The organism is Marinomonas shanghaiensis, assembly GCF_003259175.1.
GTDB classification, from domain to species: Bacteria; Pseudomonadota; Gammaproteobacteria; order Pseudomonadales; family Marinomonadaceae; genus Marinomonas; species Marinomonas shanghaiensis.
The window spans coordinates 469,519-485,790 of the sequence record NZ_QGOK01000003.1 but is presented as its reverse complement, the minus strand read 5'-3'; the positions used below and the strand labels follow the sequence as shown (position 1 = coordinate 485,790).

At 44.0% G+C, this 16,272-nt stretch carries 18 protein-coding genes; 5 read left to right on the top strand and 13 right to left on the bottom strand.

Translation table 11 applies throughout. The features are described 5' to 3' along the window. Nucleotide 1: 1 nt before the first annotated feature. From DKT73_RS02695 to DKT73_RS02670, 6 genes are read right to left on the bottom strand one after another with little or no spacing between them, the layout of a single operon-like run. Complete coding sequence (locus DKT73_RS02695) at nucleotides 2–481, bottom strand: low molecular weight protein-tyrosine-phosphatase (protein WP_111637036.1); 480 nt, start codon at nucleotides 479–481, stop codon at nucleotides 2–4. Next, nucleotides 478–675 carry a Trm112 family protein gene (locus DKT73_RS02690; protein WP_111637035.1) on the bottom strand — a complete coding sequence of 66 codons (198 nt, stop codon included), beginning with the start codon at nucleotides 673–675 and terminating at the stop codon, nucleotides 478–480. The genes DKT73_RS02695 and DKT73_RS02690 overlap by 4 nt, the downstream gene beginning before the upstream one ends. Continuing rightward, nucleotides 668–1,705 (bottom strand): tetraacyldisaccharide 4'-kinase, encoded by a 1,038-nt coding sequence (gene lpxK / locus DKT73_RS02685; RefSeq protein ID WP_111637034.1) that lies wholly within the window; start codon nucleotides 1,703–1,705, stop codon nucleotides 668–670. Before lpxK ends, DKT73_RS02690 begins: the two co-directional genes overlap by 8 nt. Continuing rightward, complete coding sequence (locus tag DKT73_RS02680) at nucleotides 1,702–2,124, bottom strand: ExbD/TolR family protein (RefSeq protein WP_111637033.1); 423 nt, start codon at nucleotides 2,122–2,124, stop codon at nucleotides 1,702–1,704. Before DKT73_RS02680 ends, lpxK begins: the two co-directional genes overlap by 4 nt. Then, nucleotides 2,121–2,747 (bottom strand): MotA/TolQ/ExbB proton channel family protein, encoded by a 627-nt coding sequence (locus DKT73_RS02675; protein WP_111637032.1) that lies wholly within the window; start codon nucleotides 2,745–2,747, stop codon nucleotides 2,121–2,123. Before DKT73_RS02675 ends, DKT73_RS02680 begins: the two co-directional genes overlap by 4 nt. A gap of 14 nt (nucleotides 2,748–2,761) precedes the next feature. Next, a complete protein-coding gene (locus tag DKT73_RS02670; protein WP_157959142.1) occupies nucleotides 2,762–4,714 on the bottom strand; it encodes a ComEC/Rec2 family competence protein in 1,953 nt (650 codons plus the stop codon). A gap of 44 nt (nucleotides 4,715–4,758) precedes the next feature. Between DKT73_RS02670 and DKT73_RS02665 the strand changes: the two genes are divergently transcribed. Beyond that, nucleotides 4,759–5,280, top strand: coding sequence for a DUF2062 domain-containing protein (locus DKT73_RS02665; RefSeq protein ID WP_111637030.1), 522 nt, complete (start codon nucleotides 4,759–4,761; stop codon nucleotides 5,278–5,280). A 56-nt stretch (nucleotides 5,281–5,336) separates the two neighbouring features. On the opposite strand, the gene DKT73_RS02660 is transcribed toward DKT73_RS02665, so the two are convergent. From DKT73_RS02660 to dapA, 5 genes are all read right to left on the bottom strand, one after another. After that, a complete protein-coding gene (locus tag DKT73_RS02660; RefSeq protein ID WP_111637029.1) occupies nucleotides 5,337–6,035 on the bottom strand; it encodes an ABC transporter ATP-binding protein in 699 nt (232 codons plus the stop codon). After that, entirely contained in the window at nucleotides 6,028–7,272 is a 1,245-nt protein-coding gene (locus tag DKT73_RS02655; protein ID WP_111637028.1) for a lipoprotein-releasing ABC transporter permease subunit, read from the bottom strand. The genes DKT73_RS02660 and DKT73_RS02655 overlap by 8 nt, the downstream gene beginning before the upstream one ends. Nucleotides 7,273–7,338: 66 nt before the next feature. After that, on the bottom strand, nucleotides 7,339–8,055 hold the full coding sequence (gene purC / locus DKT73_RS02650) for a phosphoribosylaminoimidazolesuccinocarboxamide synthase (RefSeq protein WP_111637027.1): 717 nt from the start codon (nucleotides 8,053–8,055) through the stop codon (nucleotides 7,339–7,341). A 38-nt stretch (nucleotides 8,056–8,093) separates the two neighbouring features. Beyond that, the gene (locus tag DKT73_RS02645; RefSeq protein ID WP_111637026.1) at nucleotides 8,094–9,167 is read right to left on the bottom strand and encodes a hypothetical protein; all 1,074 of its coding nucleotides are present in this window, start codon (nucleotides 9,165–9,167) and stop codon (nucleotides 8,094–8,096) included. Further along, nucleotides 9,164–10,045: a 4-hydroxy-tetrahydrodipicolinate synthase gene (gene dapA, locus DKT73_RS02640; RefSeq protein WP_111637025.1), complete on the bottom strand. Its 882-nt coding sequence runs from the start codon at nucleotides 10,043–10,045 to the stop codon at nucleotides 9,164–9,166. Before dapA ends, DKT73_RS02645 begins: the two co-directional genes overlap by 4 nt. 182 nt (nucleotides 10,046–10,227) lie before the next feature. Here dapA and bcp point away from each other — a divergent pair, with 182 nt between their 5' ends. Next, nucleotides 10,228–10,677 (top strand): thioredoxin-dependent thiol peroxidase, encoded by a 450-nt coding sequence (gene bcp / locus DKT73_RS02635; RefSeq protein WP_111637024.1) that lies wholly within the window; start codon nucleotides 10,228–10,230, stop codon nucleotides 10,675–10,677. An 83-nt stretch (nucleotides 10,678–10,760) separates the two neighbouring features. Here bcp and DKT73_RS02630 read toward each other — a convergent pair whose 3' ends face one another. Next, nucleotides 10,761–11,741: an aldo/keto reductase gene (locus DKT73_RS02630; protein WP_111637023.1), complete on the bottom strand. Its 981-nt coding sequence runs from the start codon at nucleotides 11,739–11,741 to the stop codon at nucleotides 10,761–10,763. A 105-nt stretch (nucleotides 11,742–11,846) separates the two neighbouring features. Here DKT73_RS02630 and DKT73_RS02625 point away from each other — a divergent pair, with 105 nt between their 5' ends. Both DKT73_RS02625 and DKT73_RS02620 read left to right on the top strand, forming a co-directional pair. After that, the gene (locus DKT73_RS02625) at nucleotides 11,847–12,743 is read left to right on the top strand and encodes a LysR family transcriptional regulator (protein WP_198666520.1); all 897 of its coding nucleotides are present in this window, start codon (nucleotides 11,847–11,849) and stop codon (nucleotides 12,741–12,743) included. Nucleotides 12,744–12,788: 45 nt separating this feature from the next. Then, nucleotides 12,789–13,673 (top strand): AEC family transporter, encoded by an 885-nt coding sequence (locus tag DKT73_RS02620; protein WP_111637021.1) that lies wholly within the window; start codon nucleotides 12,789–12,791, stop codon nucleotides 13,671–13,673. A gap of 2 nt (nucleotides 13,674–13,675) precedes the next feature. Here DKT73_RS02620 and DKT73_RS02615 read toward each other — a convergent pair whose 3' ends face one another. Beyond that, nucleotides 13,676–14,569, bottom strand: a complete 894-nt coding sequence (locus tag DKT73_RS02615; protein ID WP_111637020.1) for a choline sulfate utilization transcriptional regulator — start codon at nucleotides 14,567–14,569, stop codon at nucleotides 13,676–13,678. Nucleotides 14,570–14,710: 141 nt separating this feature from the next. Here DKT73_RS02615 and betC point away from each other — a divergent pair, with 141 nt between their 5' ends. Continuing rightward, a complete protein-coding gene (betC, locus tag DKT73_RS02610) occupies nucleotides 14,711–16,234 on the top strand; it encodes a choline-sulfatase (protein ID WP_111637019.1) in 1,524 nt (507 codons plus the stop codon). The last annotated feature ends 38 nt before the right edge of the window (nucleotides 16,235–16,272 follow it).

Sequence of the window (16,272 nt, the reverse complement as noted above, 5' to 3'; positions counted from 1 at the left end):
CTTAATCTTCTTTTCTTAAATAAAGGTAATGAATAAAGGCCTCGGAGATTTGAGTTAGGTGCTTTCTCATCGCCACAAATCCATCTTCGCCGCCATAGTAAGGGTCTGCCACTTCGCCAAAAGACACACTTGGTTCAAACTCACCAAACAAAACGACCTTTGCCTTGCAGGCCGCAGGCTGAATTTTTTTAAGATTGGCCAAGTTTTCTCTGTCCATCGCAAGAATCCAATCAAACTCAGCAAAGTCTGCCTTAGTGACTTGTCTGGCTTGCTGTTGATCGATATGAATACCAACTTGCTTCAACACAGCAATAGATCGACTGTCTGGTGGATTGCCTACGTGATACGCTGCTGTGCCCGCAGAGTCCACTTCTAGACGCACGCCACCTTGCTTCAAGTTAAGGCTTTCTATAATGCCTTGGGCCGCTGGGGAACGACAGATGTTACCCAGACACACCATCAGCACTTTTTGTGATTTCATCTGGATGAACCTGACTCTAATCGTTCATCTGTCGTTAGGGTTCGCGCTTCTGTTTCCAATAACACAGGGATACCATCACGAATCGGATACGCCATCCCGCCCACTTTACTAATCAACTCACTACCGTCTTTGCTTAGCGTAAGTGCCGCTTTCGTCACAGGGCAAACAAGAATATCTAATAAGGTTTTATTCATGGCAATGATCCATTTTTATAAGGGTTAATTTTTCTAAAAAACGTTGTTGAAAATGATCTGGTAAAACTAAGGAGACAGGAAGATACCAAATATTGGCATTTGATAACGTCAATGACTGACATTTAACAGCGTCTTTTTCTGTCATGATGACCGCACCGTCCGTAGGAATATCCTCTGCTTTAAACACATGATGATCCGCAAACCAATGATGACTTGACAGTTCATTGCGCAAACCTAGTCGCCTCAAAGTATCTGCAAAACGTTCTGGGTTACCGATACCCGCTATCATATGCCATTTTGTATTGCTGACAAACGCCTCATGACAATCAATGTGCTGTGTACCATCCAATGACATCAGCCTAATAGGAACAAGAGGGGCAAGAGTAATATCAAGATTCAGTTTTGTCAGAGCCTCAGTGAGAGAAGCAGACACGCTCACAACAAAATCCACCTCTTGCAGACGGTTTATTGGCTCTCTTAAAGGGCCAACGGGCAGCAATTGACCATTCCCCACACCACGCTGAGCGTCCAACATCGCAATTTCAATATCTCGACCCAGTTGATAATGCTGCATACCGTCATCACTAATAATGATATTGACGTCTGTGGTTGCCAGCAGAAATTTGACCGCCTCATCCCTTTTAGGAAAAACCACCAGAGGACAGGCCGCACGTCGAGCTAGCATGACCGGCTCATCGCCCACATCTTGAGCCATACTGTTCATATAGACAGGTGTTGGCGTATCAACTTTCGCCCCATGACCACGTGAGACAATACCAGGACGATAGCCCTGCTTTTTTAACAGCTCACATAAAGCAACCACCATGGGCGACTTTCCTGTTCCGCCTACGCTGATATTCCCAACCACAATGACAGGCACAGGAGCTTTGTAACTGTTGCTCGCACCGGATAAAAAAGCCTCTCTTTTTTGAGAGACTATTTTTTTAACCATCGGCAGTAAGGGCTGAAATAGATGCGTCCAACCACAACGCCCATACCAAGAGCGTGTAAATAAAGACTCCCAACTCACTGTGTAGGCTCTTTTTGCGCAGTGTGTGCCAGCTTAGTGATGCCAAGGCTGGCTGCAGCATCGTACACTCTAAGAACCATATCGTAAGAGGCTTTTGCATCAGCCGTAATGATGAGCGGTCGTGTATAGTCCCCCTCACTGACTTCTTTTAATCCTTGTACTAATGTGCTGACTTTTTCATTAATAAGTGTTTGACCATTAATGACATATTGACCATCGGCGGTAATCACCAATTCGACATTTTTAGAGCGATCAGAACTGGGAGCATTCGATGTCGCTGTGGGTAGATCAATCGTCAACTCCGTACTTTGATTAAACGTCGTACTGACCATAAAGAAAATAAGCAATAAAAAAACGACATCAATCAATGGTGTTAAATTGATTTGCACGTCATCTATTTTCTGACGACGAAATTTCACTGGGCCACTCCTGCTTTATCTCGATCACCGTGCAAAGCATCAACCAATTTTGTCGACTGCTGTTCCATAGTGACAACAAGCTCATCAATACGGCGACTAAAAAAGCGATGGAAAATAAGCGCGGGGATGGCCACACCTAAACCCGCAGCCGTAGTCAGCAATGCTTCTGAAATACCGCCAGCCAATAACGCCGTATTACCCGCGCCGCTCTCCATTAAAACAGAAAAGACCTTAATCATGCCCACAACGGTTCCTAGCAAACCCAACAGAGGCGCAATGGCCGCAATGGTGCCCAACGTATTCATGAAACGCTCTAACTCATGAATAACATGACTCGCCGCCTCTTGAACACTTTCTTTCATAGCGTCACGGCCGTGCTTAGAATTCAAAAGTCCCGCCGCAAAAATAGACGCTAGACCTGTTTTCGCTTGCATGGAACGAATGTACTCGATGGTCATTCTGTCATCACGCAATCGTGCCATGACATCCGATAATAACCCCTTAGGAGCCACACCCGATTTACGTAGGGTCCAAAAACGCTCAAGAATAATAGCCAGCGCGAGAATGGAACACGCCAACAAGGGCCACATGAAAAAACCACCAGTTTGAATAAAAGCTAACACTTCGCTCTCCAATTTTAGATTTGCCTGTAATTTAACACACTCTCTAACTTTTCAACACGCTTGCAAGTGTCAGATTTTAAGAGAAAAAAATCATAAACACACAAAGAGTGCCGTAACGAAACAGAATCATTCTGAAAATAAAAAGCCAACGACTCGCCTGCTGGAACAACCAACCAATTAACCCCCAAAGCGTCCAATATAGTCTCAGTTTGTGGCATTTTTTCTTGCTTAAGAATGACCCACTTCACATCGTGATGCAGCAAGGCATGTGGTGTTAGTTCAGAAATCGACTTCGACGATAACAAATAACCTTCTTGAGCAACATTCAGGTAAGCACCAAACATCAATTTTTCTATATCGTTCCCCGCCCAAGCATCCACCAATAGCGTTGTCTCTTGATCCGCCAATGCTAACGAATTATTGTGATTGGTTATCACCAAATCGGCATCAAATCTATTAAAAAAGGCGGAGGGAAATAAAAGCAACCAAATGCTGGTGGCAATCAAAACACCACGCCTGAGAGGGCTTTGATAAACCCACAGCACCACCAATAATAACATCATCCATCTTGGCAAATTTGACGAAAACGTTTCAAATGGCAATAGTGGTAAATTAAAAACGACCCACTCGATGCCCAGCATAAGAAACACCAACCCTTCTTCCAACAAGGCATAACTATGGTTCGATCCCAGTAGCACGACCTCTACACAAGAAAGCATTCCCAGAGGAAACCATACGATCGCCGCGAACGGAATAAGAAGAACATTGACGAAAATGGACACGCTTGAAATGGCTTCTTGCCAGCCAAGTATTAGTACCATCGAGGCGGTACTTAACATAACTTGCACCATCATTAGTCGTGACAATTTTGTGGACGTCTGGCAAAAGCCTATTAACAAGTACACCATGCTAAATGACAGCCACAAACCAGGACTCAAAACCGCCCTAGGATCAAACATCAACACCAACCACAACGCAAATGTAATGATGCTATAAGATGATATTTTTAGAGCAAGCATGCGAGCACACAAATACACGCTCAACATAATCGAGGCCCTCACTACTGGCTCTCCCCAGTGTGTCACATAGGCATACGCAAACAATAATGGAATAACCACCACGGCATCACAGTGCCAGCGCGTCATACCAGACAAGAGAATAGTACGCGGCATAATCTGCCAAACCACTCGGCTTAACATGCGACCGATAATGAACATAAAACCCGTGTGCAAGCCAGATACAACAAACAAATGAGCCAGTCCAAGCGTGCGAATAATCCAAGTATCCCTTTCACTCCATAGATCATCCTGCCCTAATAATAAAGCTTTAGAATACCGCCAATGATCAAAATGCCTTAGACTGTCATCAAGCTTAAGCAATAACCGCTCTCTTAAAGAACGATCTTCTTGTCGAAGGCGATCAGAATCATTATTCATAAGCTTCACATTAAGCTGTGCTGACTGTCTTTTTACATACAGATTTCGTTGCCACCAGGGGCCCGTTTTATCCGCCAAGACAACGCCCGTCAGTACGCCCTTGTATAAGGCACCACTTGCACTTTGTAACGCGCTCTCGTCTGAGACTGGTCTATGCCCACCCTTAAAAACAGTTAGAACAAAATCATCTTGCGCATATCGGGAGCCATCTTCAGAAAAATACACGATTTGAACAAACTGTCGCTTTGAAAAAACGGTCTCATCAAACAATGGAGCGGATTCGAAAAATACACTTTTCTTTTCAAAATCAATCAATACCTCATCACCCGCGCTGATTGAAAATGCTGGTGCGGCGGCAAACTCACTAAAAACCACGGAAATAAAGGAGAGAAGTGTCAAAAACAAAACTATTAGACGCTTTGACCATATTAGGTAGAGACACACCAGAACGATATGCGTAGAATACAGCCACAAATAATGGCTCGGCACCAATATGGCGCCCATCAATATGGATAAACTACTTAGTAACACAAGACCTCCATGTCTCAAATTGCTAAACTATTTTTCACCTAATTATGCCAAAAAATTATCTTAAAAAATTCATACCAAACCCAGAAAAGCTGAAACAAAGTAAAGCCCTTGGTCTATTGGGCGCTCAAATTTACGAAGCTAATTTATGGCACTTAAATCGTAAATCTGTTGCACGGGCTTTTTTTAATGGCTTATTCTGGGCCTTTATTCCAATGCCTTTTCAGATGTTGGCCTCTGCTTTGCTCGCTATTCCTTTGCGCGCCAACATTCCCCTATCGATCGCGTTAGTTTGGATCACCAATCCACTGACAATGCCTTTTGTGTTTTATTTCAACTACAAACTGGGAACCCTTATCCTTGGTTCACCTGATAAGAAAGATTTTCAACTTTCTGTCGAATGGATTTGGGATAAGATGGAGCACATATGGCTGCCGCTTTATGTTGGCTCGACGGTTTCAGGTATCATTGTAGGCGCAATAAGCTACGCATTAATTACCGTATTGTGGCGCCTGCATGTTGTGAAGCGCTGGAAAGAAAGAGCACAACGAAACCAATCGCAAAAATAGTCTTTAAAGCCAAGCTCATTCTCAGCTTGGCTTTAAAGATTCTGTTAGAACCAAGATTACATGTTCGATTGTTTTAAGATCTGCAGTGTCCCTTTCGAAAGGCGATAAGCAGAATCCATCCAACTAAGCATTTTCTCGTCATGAGTTACGAGAAGAAATGCCATATTGTACGTCACTTTCAACTCATTAATTAAGTTTTGAATTTCAAGAGACGTCGTTTCGTCTAAGTTCCCTGTCGGCTCATCCATCAACACACAGGCTGGTCTATTGGCCAAAGCGCGGGCAATAGCCACCCTTTGCCTTTCACCACCAGAAAGCTGTGAGGGCCTGTGATTTAGTCGGTCTTTCAAGCCAACTTGCGTAAGCAATTCTTCACCACGCAACCTTGCTTCCTTTTTATTGATGCCCGCTATCCACATTGGCATCAACACGTTTTCGAGCGCTGTAAACTCCGCCAACAAATGATGGAATTGATAAACAAACCCCATTTCACGATTGCGCATTTTAGCGCGCTTTGCATCACTGATACTAGACCAAGAAACTTGAGCAAGCTTGACTTCACCTGTCGTCGCCAAGTCCAAACCTGCCAATAGGTTCAGCAAAGTGGTTTTACCCGATCCTGAAGCACCAACAATGGCACAGGCCTCGCCTTTATTCAAAGACAGATCAATGGATCGGAATACATCTACAATCTGCTTACCATCTTGGTATTGCTTAGAAAGTGCGTGACACTCTAGAACAATATTATTATTCATAACGCAATGCCTCTGCTGGTTCCACTTTGGAAGCTCGCCAAGCGGGATAAATGGTCGCCGCAACGGTCATAATAAAGGCGGATATGACAATCAGTCTGACATCTGCCCATTCTAATTGCGAAGGCAAGTAATTAATGAAATACACATCCGAATTCAAAAACTGGACGTTAAATAAAGTCTGCACTGTTGCAATCAGATCACTGACATTCAATGCCAAGGCAACCCCAGATATCACACCAATCAAAGTGCCAAGCATACCAATGAACATACCCTGAACAATAAACACCCACATCACTTGAGCAGACGTTAATCCCATGGTTCTTAGTATTGCTATGTCATTGCGCTTATCGGTTACCACCATGACCAATGTAGACACAATATTAAATGCCGCTACAGCCACAATAAGCAGAAGCAATAAACCGATCATGGTTTTTTCCATCTGGATGGCTTGGAACAAGTTGCCATGAGTACGAGTCCAATCACTCACTCTATTTTGACCGGGTATCTCACGTGCAATATCCCAAATGCGTACAGGCGCCACAAACAAATTATCAAATGATATTCTCAATGCCTCTGCATCATCGTCGTTATAACGTTTCAGCTTCGCAGCATCTTTAATATTGATGTAAGCCAAGCTGCTGTCTAGCTCTGCCCCAACCTCAAAAGTGCCCACTACCGTAAAGCGTTTTAAAACAGGAGCCACACCAGCAATAGAGACATTGGCTTTGGGCAATATTGCCGTCACTTTATCACCCACCTCTACGCCAAGCATTTTTGCTAACTGAGCCCCTAAAACGATACCGAAGCTGGTTTGATTAAGCGCATTTAGCGAGCCCGACGCCATGTTATCATCGATGATAGAGACCTTTTTCTCCATATCAGGGTTAATCCCATTCAGAATCGCCCCGTGAACACTTTCACCAGATTGAAACATCACTTGAGCTTGGATATGAGGGGCAACACCAACAACATTGGGCATCTGCTCAACAAGCTTTGCTGTAGCACGCCAGTCATCCAGAACCGGGGTACCCCACAAGGTTGCATGAGGCACCATCCCCAATATGCGCTGACGCAACTCTCTATCAAAGCCATTCATTACCGATAAAACGGTAATCAGGACCATAACCCCAAGTGCTAAGCCTGCAATGGAAGAGAAGCTAATAAAAGAAATAAAGTGGTTGGAACGTTTTGCCCGGGCGTAACGCAAGCCAATGGCAATAGGAAGGAAGTTAATCAATGTTTGTCCTTGCGCGGTAAAAATGGAGGCGCTTGTCCTCCATTTTGAACTAAGTTACCAATACGCTTATGCGTCGAAATCGATACCTATACGACGACCTACATCTTCGTAAGCTTCGATTACGCCACCCAAGCCTTGACGGAAACGATCTTTATCTAATTTTTCTTTGGTTTTGGCATCCCATAAACGGCAGCCGTCAGGAGAAAACTCATCCCCCAATACAACCTCGCCCTTATATAGTCCAAATTCTAATTTGTAATCAACTAGAATCATGCCGCCTTCTGCAAAAATCGCTTTTAATACATCATTTACCTTGAATGTAAGCTCTTTCGCTTTGGCTAAATCAGCAGCTTTCGCCCAACCAAATGATTCAACATGAGACTCGTTAATCATTGGGTCGCCTAACGCATCATTCTTTAAGAACAACTCAAATGTTGGCGGCGTAAGCGCAATGCCTTCTTCAACACCTAATCGACGACATAAGCTGCCGGCAGCAACATTTCGAACGACGCATTCAACCGGAATCATATCGAGGCACTTAACAAGTGACTCGGTATCACTTAGCAGTTTTTCAAAATGGGTTGGAATACCGGCTTCTTGTAATTTTGTCATGATGAACGCGTTGAACTTATTGTTCACCATGCCCTTACGGTCAAGCTGCTCTATTCTTTTACCGTCAAAGGCAGAAGTATCATCACGAAACACTAGAACCATCTTGTCAGGATCATCTGTACGAAATACAGATTTTGCCTTACCTGCATACAGCTCTTGTCGTTTTTCCATTGGAGGGTCTCCGGTTTTCTTTTTTGAGGGGTTAATCTTTAGTTTACAAAACGTTGTGCCAAATGAAACGACACGACCTCTGGGAAGGCCATCGATGACACATCAATCACCAAAAAGTCACCTGCTTTTTGATGCGTGATTTTATAAGTGTACTCTCGCTCTTCCCAGCTTACATCGTCTAAGTCGCGGCGGATTGTCTTAATGGATTCTAGTTTTTTCCCACTGCTCAGTGGAACGCTGAAATCAATGACATCACCGACTCTAGCAACATCTTCTGGTCGCACAGGAGCCAACTTATCTTCAGCGCCTGGAATGAGGTAAATATCCGCTGCTTTCAATTTTGCTTCAATGTCAGATTGAGACACATTGCTGCCCAAATGAATAGCATAGAGTCCCTGATGATCCACCCAAACAGGGAAAGAAGAAGCGTCATCACGGTTTGAAAGATAGGCAGAAGATTGGTTCAACTGACGACCAATCGCGCCCCATAAACGTACGGCAACAGAATAAGCATCGTTATCATTAACAGGACTCATCCAGTCACTTGGCTCAACATCCTGCTGTTCATTACGAAACTGAACACTCACCAAGGTTTTTTCGCCAGATTCGCTAAAGCGGAACGAGAAAGCGGTTTGCGCTGGATGCAAACGAGTAATATCACTCCATAATGATGCCCACCAACCCTGTGGATGAAAATCAAAAGGAATAGAAATAAGTTGATCTTGTGTTTGTGACGAAATAGGGTCACCAGCGCCATGCAGCGCGGTTAGGAAGTCTGCCACAATGCGCTTAGATTGCTCTATATTCGCAGGCACAAAAAATTCCAATGAATCATCTTGCTCGATCACACCCACATCAACCATAGGATAAAAAACAAATGGCGCCCTTGGCGTTGTAAAGGGTTTAGAGGGTTCTAAATTGGCAATTTTATCTTCATTCGGAATGACTAAAACATCTTTTGATTGTGCCGATCCCTCAGGTACAACCAATGTCGCAGCCGTTGGTGTGCCATCTTGATAATCATCAGAATGATCGGTCAAAAATAGACTGCAACCAGACAATAAAATAGCCAGTGAACTTGCGCTCATCAGCTGTAATGTGAACTTATTCATACTAATAAAACTCCAGCTTCTATCATGGCTTGTCGAACAGCTGCATGATGCGGCTCTGAAAGTGGGGTAAGTGGCAATCGAATTCCTTCTTCACACAGACCTAATTGGCTGCAAGCCCATTTAACAGGGATAGGATTGGATTCTAGAAACAAATTTTTATGAAGAGATGCTACCGTTGTGTCCACAGAGTGCGCTTGATCTGCTTTTCCTGCTAAGGCGAGTTCAGCGGCCTGAGCAACGGCTCTTGGGGCAACATTTGCGGTTACAGAAATATTACCTTTACCGCCCAATAGGATTAACGAAACCGCAGTCGCATCATCTCCCGAGTACACAGCAAAATGCTCTGGCAAAGCTTTAATCAAGGCTTCGCCACGCTCAAGGTTACCTGTAGCGTCCTTAATACCCACAATATTTTTAACAGAAGCAAGCCGGACAACAGTCTCATTTTGCATATCGCAGGCGGTACGACCTGGTACGTTATATAAAATTTGCGGAATATTCACCGCTTCAGCAATGGCTTTGAAATGTTGATACAAGCCTTCCTGAGTCGGTTTATTGTAGTACGGTGTAACAAGCAAACAGGCATCAGCGCCCGCTTCTTTGGCACGACGCGTAAGATCAATGGCTTCATGTGTTGCATTGGCACCTGTACCAGCAATAACAGGAACTCGACCATTGACAGTCTTCACAACCTGACGAATCACATTAGCATGTTCTTCTGGGGTCAGAGTCGACGATTCCCCCGTCGTCCCCACCGCTACGATACCGTGAGTACCCTCATTAATATGAAACTCTACAAGATCATCTAATTTTTTGGTATCTACAGCGCCATCTGGTGACATAGGTGTGATAAGCGCAACTAAACTACCTGTGATCATTTCGAGTCTCCGATAAAATTATAAGCGCGCCTATAGTAACGTCCAGACTCGGCTTTAACAATAATTGACGGACGTAAAGCCGGAGTAAATTAGCAAGAAAACGCATTCGGGGGGATTTTTCGTCTAGCTCTTGGTAAGCTATTCTTATTAAACATGTTTCGTTAATAATAGAGAGCACGCTTATGACAATCGAAATCGGACAAATTGCACCGGACTTTAGCGCCAAAGACCAAAATGGTGAGACAATCACATTGAGTCAGTTCAAAGGCAAAAAAGTAGTACTGTATTTTTATCCAAGAGATGCGACACCTGGCTGTACAGCCCAAGCTTGTGACTTGCGTGATAATTACCAAGCATTACTCGATCAAGGCTTTATTGTGCTTGGCATCAGCACCGACACTGAGAAAAAACACCAGAACTTTATTGCGAAGTACGATCTGCCTTTTCCACTGATTGCCGATACAGAAAAAACAGTGCATGAACTCTATGGCACTTGGCAACTTAAAAAATTCATGGGCAGAGAGTCGATGGGAACGGTCAGAACCACCTTTATTATTGATGAAAAGGGAATAATATCCGACATCATCAGCAAGGTAAAAACTAAGGCCCACGCAGAACAAATACTGAAATAATAGCGCTACTGCTTAAAGAAACAATTCAATGAAAGGTGCGAGTCAACTCGCACCTTTCATGTTTTGATGGTCTTTCTTATGCTCTAGATACCACCACGAATTTCCGCTCTCACGTCGTCACGATAAAAGTCCGCTAGTAACACATGCAAATCTTTACTCAATGGAGGCAGTGAGGATGCCGCCGCATTACGTACCACTTGTGAGGAACGGCTGGCTCCAGCAATAATACTAGACACTTGCGGTTGATCTAAAATCCAACGCAGTGAAACATCAAGAATATTTTGCCCTTCAGGTAATTTTGCCTTTAGTGCTTCCACCAATGCAACGCCCTTTTCAAACGGAATACCATTAAAGGTTTCCCCCACATGAAACGCCGCACCATCTTTATTATAAGAACGATGATCACGCTCATCAAACTGATGATTAAGTGACATTTTTCCAGACAACAGACCGCTTGCTAAGGGCAAACGTACAATGATACCAACATTATTTTCTTCCGCGATTGGAAACAGTGACGTCACCGCATCCTGTCGAAACACATTGAACAAGATCTGCAAACTCGCTATCTCAGGATGCTCACAACAAAATTTTGCTTCATCCAACATTTCAACACTGGCACCAAAATGCTTGATGACACCCTCTTTCTTAAGGTCTTCCATCCAAGCAAGAATATCCCCAGCAAAAAGCACCTCCCTAGGTACGCAGTGCAGTTGAGCCAAATCAATGCTTTCAACCCCCAATCGTTTCGCCGATTCTTGCAAACTCTTTTTCACCGACGCCTTACTGTAACCATTTGGGTATAACGCCGCATCTCGCCCCACTTTTGTGGCAATAATTGGCGACTCCGCTAAGCCTTTGCGCCACTCTCCAATTCGTTGTTCACTGATGCCACCCCCATATACATCGGCGGTATCAAAAAAACAAACTCCTTCTGCCACAGCGGTTTGCAGTATCTCTTGTGCTTCTTTGTCTTCAACTGGGCCAAAGTCATTTCCAAGCTGCCAACAGCCTAAACCAATCTCAGACACCGCAAACCCTGTTTTTCCTAATATTCTCTTATTCATATCACCCTCAAGATTATCTATTGACCAATGACACTACTATACGAGGCTTATTACTGTTTATAATTATCAATCCATTAAATGTATTGTTTATTAGGGCTTAACAATATGAGCGCCAACTTTCCAGAAGGCATACCCGAGTTTTTGGCTGTCGTAGAAACGCAAAGTTTTTCCAAGGCTGCCGAACAACGCAATCTATCGCGTGCACGAATATCGCAAATCATCAGTCGATTAGAAAAACACATGGGCGTGCAATTACTTTATCGCTCAACGCGCTCTCTTTCTCTCTCACCTGCAGGAGAAACCTTCTATCAACTTTCTAGACTGGGAATAGATCAGCTAGAACATGCGGTGCAAGCAGCCCAGCACGCACACTCCAGTATTAGCGGACAAATCCGCATCAACTCGGTAGGCGGCCTATTCGGTGAAGCCATACTTGCGCCAATTTTGATCCGTTTTATGGCGGAAAACCCGCAGATAGAAATAGACTTGAGTTTTTCCAGCACTCGGGAAGATTTGATCGAAGCACAGTATGATCTGGTGGTCAGAATGGGCAGCTTAGCCAATTCAAACTTAATCGGTAGAAAACTAACTCGCTATACAAATCATCTTGTCGCCAGCCCCGATTATCTTAAATCAATGCCCGCCCTCAATAGCCCAAAAGATTTACTGGAACATACATTGATTAACGGCTCAGTAAAAAGATGGTTATTTACACACACCACAACTCAAGAAAAGTATGAACTTCCTGTACAAGGAAAATTAACTTGCTCAAATGGCCATGTCGCAAAACTGGCTACACTCAACAGCGCTGGTATTTCTAGGCAACCCGCTTATTACGTTGAAAAAGAAATGGCATCGGGCTTACTCGTAAACCCGCTACCAAATTGGCAGTTATCATCATCTGATGTCACCTTACTTTACCCTAAATCAAGAAATATCAGTTTAAGAGTTACAGCATTGGTGAACTATTTGGTAGAAGCCTTTAACATGAACACCAACTGATCACATTTAAATGACTTCACATCACACCATTCAATAAGGTTTCTTATGCTATCGGCACTGGCAGGCGCGCTCACTCCCATTCTATTACTGATTTGTTTAGGTTTTTTTCTCGGCAAAAAAACCAACTACCTAGAAAACCCGTCACTGGGAGCCCTCGTTTCTAATTTGGGGTTACCTGCACTGTTACTCCACTCAGTGCTTTCAATGCAGATGAACATTTTTAGTATGCTAAAGCTGATTTCTGCCACAGCCATCGTATTGACGCTTATCGCGTTGCTTTCGTTCGTTTTCCTCAAACTACTCAAGCTTCCTGCGCGGTTTTATTTACCACCTTTAGTCAATCCAAATACGGGCAACTTGGGCATCCCTGTTGCGTATGCTTTATTTGGCGCAGAAGGTATGGCCATCGCAGTCGTCATTTCTTCCGTGGTACAAATCAGTCATTTTACTTTAGGTGTTGGGTTTATGTCTGGTGCCTACCACCCAAAGCAGCTCCTCAAAAATGGTCCCGTCATTGCGCTGATTATCGGTGGTATTTTATTAAGCGTGAAAGTCAGCTTGCCTGCACCTTTGATGAACACACTGAACATGCTCAGCCATATCACCTTACCCATCATGCTAATGCTGCTCGGTCAGTCCATCAGCGGCCTGACAATCAAAGAAAACAACAAAATCAGCCGAGCCGCACTGCTCTCCCTGTTTCGTCCACTCGTAGGGGCCTTGTGTGCCAGCATCGTGGTGATGTTTTTCCCACTTAGCCCGTTAGAAGGCTCCGTACTGATTGTCCTGAGTACCATGCCTGTCGCCGTCATAAGCTATATGTTGGCAACTAAATTTAAAGGGCCAGTAGATGAAATTGCGCTCATGATTTTGCTGTCTCTGCCCCTGTCATTAGGAGTAGTAAGCTTATTGTGGTGGCTTTATCTCTAAAGCTAAGACTTTAACCAATCAATAAAAGCAGAAACTGGCGCAGTGGGGGCGCGTTTTTTTGATACAACAATGTGATAACCATGATCCGATTGCACTGCAAAATCTGACAAGGCAATCAATACGCCACTTTGGATAAAATCATCCAAAAGTGGCGACCAACCGAGTCCAACGCCTTGCCCAGAAATGGCGGCTTGGACCAATAAAGTATAGTTATCAAACTCCATTACCGACTCTGAGGGCTGCCATTGAGAGCCATTGAGCTGAAACAACAAATCCCAATCCATCCATTTTTGCCCCATATCCGCGTTTAGCTTTAAAAGCGGTGCTTTTATCAAGTCTGTGAGAAGTGAAAAACCGCCGCAATCGGCATACAGTTTTGGACTGCATACAGGATAAACCCGCTCAGGTAATAGCTTTTCAGCGAAATAACCCTGATATTGCCCCTCACCAAACAATACCGCCACATCCGCTTCAATTGACGCCAAATCGACTTCAGATTGAGAGGTATGGATTCGAATATCAATATCTTTATGCAATCGTCGAAATTCAGGCAACCGAGGCATAAGCCAAAAAGCGGCAAAGGCGAAATCCGTTGCGACAGAAATACGTTGTGCCTTTGGTTTTTGTTTTATTTTTTGCAGCACATCACGCAAATCTCTCAGGCTCGACTGAGTCGTTTTTAGCAAAACATGCCCAGCATCCGTGAGCACAACACCGCGGTATACACGCACAAATAGCAGCACACCAAGAGAGGCCTCTAACGCTTGTATTTGCTGGCTTACTGCAGGTTGGGTTGTACCTAATTCACGCGCAGCAGCCGTAAAACTTAACAATCTTGCAGATGCCTCAAAAACGACAAGCGATTGCAGAGGCGGTAGATTCGAGTCCTGTAACATAAGCTCTACTTATCCTATACATAAAATTTCAGTCAGTTTACAGCAATGTTTTCATAGCGCAATCTAATGAACATACGGTGATTACTGGACATCTCACGTTCATTTGATCTTATCTTCACCTTTTATCCATCAGAGACAGTCATGGCAGAAAAACAACCAAACATTCTTTTCATTATGGCAGACCAACTTGCGGCTTCCGCTCTACCCATATATGGACATCCTGTGGTCAAAGCGCCAAACCTCAGCTTGCTGGCAGAACATGGCGTGGTATTCGATTCAGCTTACTGCAATAGCCCACTCTGTGCGCCATCCCGTTATGTCTTAATGACTGGGCAGTTACCAAGTAAAATTGGTGCATATGACAATGCAGCAGACCTTCCTGCCGATATCCCAACATTTGCACATTATCTACGGGCCCAAAACTACAAAACGGCCTTGTCGGGTAAAATGCACTTTTGCGGTCCAGATCAACTCCATGGATTTGAAGACCGCCTTACAACAGACATTTATCCAGCCGATTATGGTTGGTTTCCAAATTGGGATGATGTAAAAACACGTCCTACTTGGTACCACAACATGTCATCTGTCACTCAAGCTGGACCTTGTATACGCAGCAATCAATTAGATTTTGACGATGAAGTCGTCTTCCACGCACAACGCTACTTATACGACTATGTAAGGCGCGAACAAGATCGTCCCTTCTGCTTAACGGTATCCATGACACATCCCCACGACCCCTATGCCATTCCTCCTGAATACTGGAATAGATATGAGGACGATGAGATTGATCTACCTAAAATTACCATTAAAAAAGAAGACCAAGACCCACACTCAGCCCGCCTACAAGAGGTCTATGCCTATCACGAACAAGAGTTAAGCGATCAGCAAGTCCGCAATGCCAGACGTGCCTACTATGGGGCCATCAGCTATGTAGATGACAAGGTAGGCCTTTTACTTAAAACACTTAAAGAAACAGGGTTAGACGACAACACCATTATCGTCTTTTCAGGCGACCACGGTGACATGCTAGGTGAACGCAACCTTTGGTATAAAATGTCCTTCTTCGAAGGATCCGCCCGCGTCCCTATGATAGTACATGCTCCAACACGCTTTAGCGCAAAACGTGTTAAAGAGTCTGTCTCCACGATAGACTTATTGCCCACTTTCCTTGAAATGGCCACAAATAAAACAGACCATAATTACGCTATGCCAATACAAGGTAGAAGTCTCATGCCACACCTTCTAGGCAAAAACGGAGGGCACGATGAAGTAATCGGCGAATACTTTGGCGAAGGAGCGATTGCCCCTTTACTGATGATACGAAGAGGACAATACAAGTACGTTTATTGCCACATTGATCCAGAGCAGTTATTTGATCTAGAAAATGATCCTGACGAGTTGGTGAATCTGGCAACTCAATCAGACTACTCAAACTTACTCAAAGACTTTAAACAGGAAGCACTGGAACGCTGGAATTCTGACGCTATGACTCAAGACGTCTTAATCAGTCAGCGAAGACGCCGTTTAATTGTACAAGCCATGAACAAAGGAAAGAAAATCACATGGGATCACCAACCTATGTTTGATAGCAGCGAAATGTATATGAGAAACCACATTGATCTCGACGATTTGGAGAGCCGATCTCGCTTCCCTAAAGCCATTTAAACCAACTATAAAAAGCCACATCACAAATAGGAGCACAC

Bases quoted from the DNA above. Each gene is read 5' to 3' on its own strand.
- DKT73_RS02695 (WP_111637036.1), bottom strand. From the start codon at position 481: ATGAAATCACAAAAAGTGCTGATGGTGTGTCTGGGTAACATCTGTCGT.
- DKT73_RS02690 (WP_111637035.1), bottom strand. From the start codon at position 675: ATGAATAAAACCTTATTAGATATTCTTGTTTGCCCTGTGACGAAAGCG.
- DKT73_RS02665 (WP_111637030.1), top strand. From the start codon at position 4,759: ATGCCAAAAAATTATCTTAAAAAATTCATACCAAACCCAGAAAAGCTG.
- DKT73_RS02660 (WP_111637029.1), bottom strand. From the start codon at position 6,035: ATGAATAATAATATTGTTCTAGAGTGTCACGCACTTTCTAAGCAATAC.
- purC (WP_111637027.1), bottom strand. From the start codon at position 8,055: ATGGAAAAACGACAAGAGCTGTATGCAGGTAAGGCAAAATCTGTATTT.
- DKT73_RS02645 (WP_111637026.1), bottom strand. From the start codon at position 9,167: ATGAATAAGTTCACATTACAGCTGATGAGCGCAAGTTCACTGGCTATT.
- dapA (WP_111637025.1), bottom strand. From the start codon at position 10,045: ATGATCACAGGTAGTTTAGTTGCGCTTATCACACCTATGTCACCAGAT.
- bcp (WP_111637024.1), top strand. From the start codon at position 10,228: ATGACAATCGAAATCGGACAAATTGCACCGGACTTTAGCGCCAAAGAC.
- DKT73_RS02630 (WP_111637023.1), bottom strand. From the start codon at position 11,741: ATGAATAAGAGAATATTAGGAAAAACAGGGTTTGCGGTGTCTGAGATT.
- DKT73_RS02625 (WP_198666520.1), top strand. From the start codon at position 11,847: ATGAGCGCCAACTTTCCAGAAGGCATACCCGAGTTTTTGGCTGTCGTA.
- DKT73_RS02620 (WP_111637021.1), top strand. From the start codon at position 12,789: ATGCTATCGGCACTGGCAGGCGCGCTCACTCCCATTCTATTACTGATT.
- DKT73_RS02615 (WP_111637020.1), bottom strand. From the start codon at position 14,569: ATGTTACAGGACTCGAATCTACCGCCTCTGCAATCGCTTGTCGTTTTT.
- betC (WP_111637019.1), top strand. From the start codon at position 14,711: ATGGCAGAAAAACAACCAAACATTCTTTTCATTATGGCAGACCAACTT.